Raw genomic sequence first — 1,562 nt, forward strand, 5'->3', positions numbered from 1 at the left:
TGGATGCGCAAGTCCTGCGCGTGAGACGGACCAACCGACGCCGGTCTCCCACGCTGTACTGATCGTGCTGTACGCGTGGGCTCGGCGTGCGTCGATTCGTGATGTTCGTTTCGGAATCGCCATCGACGGGCGACGGTCGGACCGGTCGAGCAGAGTGCGTCCTACGCTCCCCCGCCTCTGTCCGAGGCTCAGCGGAAGCGTTCGGCCTCACGTGCGAGTTGCACGAGGTCGGCGCACAGAGACTCCACCTCATGGGCCGCCGCACCTTCGGCAACGGCTGTCGCCACGTCCTCGGCGGCACATCGAACCTGGAAAACCCGGTCGACCATGGCGGAGGCTTCCTCCGAGGTGAGCACCACCGCATCGGCGGGGATGCTCGTGCCCTTGACCTGGTTGCGCTGCTCGTATGCGCGCTGCCGGCAGGATTGGCGGCAGTACCGGCGGCGCCGCCCCATCCCTGTCTCGGCCACTTCCCGGCCGCACCACACACAGGAATCGGGTCTGCGGGAGGCGCCGGTCATGGTCAACCACCTTACTGCGCGGCGCCTCGAGGCCCGCCCGGTAAGATGTCGAGGTTGCATCTGCGCGGCGTGCGGGAACCAATCGGGAGGCCGTGGCGTTGTAGATGAGTGTGAACGCTTGGTTCTGGTCCAGGCGTACTCGCGCGGAGACGATCGAGGAGAGGACACAACCATGGCAGATCGCGTACTTCGAGGAAGTCGACTCGGAGCGGTGAGCTACGAGACCGACCGTGACCACGACCTCGCGCCCCGTCGGATGGCCAAGTACCGGTGCGACAACGGTGAGGTCTTCGACATTCCCTTCGCCGACGATGCCGAGATTCCCGGCACGTGGCTGTGCCGTAACGGCCTCGAGGGAACCCTGGTCGAGGGCACTGCGCCCGAGGCCAAGAAGGTCAAGCCGCCGCGTACCCACTGGGACATGCTGCTCGAACGCCGTTCCAAGGAGGAACTGGAGGAGCTGCTGAAGGAGCGCCTCGACCTGCTGAAGGCGAAGCGCCGCGGAGCCTGACACAGGCAACCGAACCGTACGAACGCCGTCTCGGCTCTGCCGGGGCGGCGTTCGCCGCGTCCGGGGAGACTGCGACCCCGGCTTCGGCGCGGACGGGGTGTTCGACACGGACAAGCTTCTGTTCGTCACTGGGCTGGTCACCGTCTCGACAGGACTCATCCAAGTACTCCGATCTGCTGAACGCGGGCGCGTTACATTCCGAGCACACAAAGCACCGAGCGTCACGCCCCGAACACGCAGTCGAAGAAACCACGTATGACCGACCTCTCGGGCTTCCGTACCATTTGAGAGGTAGGTCACATGACCGCTCTCAATCTACTATTCGGTACCGCGGAGTCAAGGGTTTGGTCTTCTCTTCGGGTAAATCTCACACCTGGGGTATGAAATCGGCACCCGAAACGACGACCGGTCGGGCGTCCACGACATTCGGGGTGGTCAACCGCTCGTTTTCCGTACAACCACTCACATTTCGTGGTATTCCCCCATCACCGCCCAAACCAAACCTTCCGGTCTGTCGGGCGGTGATGCGG

General features: G+C 64.3%; 2 protein-coding genes. One reads left to right on the forward strand and one right to left on the reverse strand.

Translation table 11 applies throughout. The features are described from left to right. Positions 1 to 188: 188 nt before the first annotated feature. A complete protein-coding gene (locus ACLIVD_RS18980; RefSeq protein ID WP_005246337.1) occupies positions 189 to 521 on the reverse strand; it encodes a hypothetical protein in 333 nt (110 codons plus the stop codon). Between the two features lie 172 nt (positions 522 to 693). Here ACLIVD_RS18980 and ACLIVD_RS18985 point away from each other — a divergent pair, with 172 nt between their 5' ends. After that, the gene (locus ACLIVD_RS18985) at positions 694 to 1,032 is read left to right on the forward strand and encodes an RNA polymerase-binding protein RbpA (RefSeq protein WP_005255751.1); all 339 of its coding nucleotides are present in this window, start codon (positions 694 to 696) and stop codon (positions 1,030 to 1,032) included. The last annotated feature ends 530 nt before the right edge of the window (positions 1,033 to 1,562 follow it).

It is taken from the genome of Rhodococcus sp. G6(2025) (genome assembly GCF_058628105.1).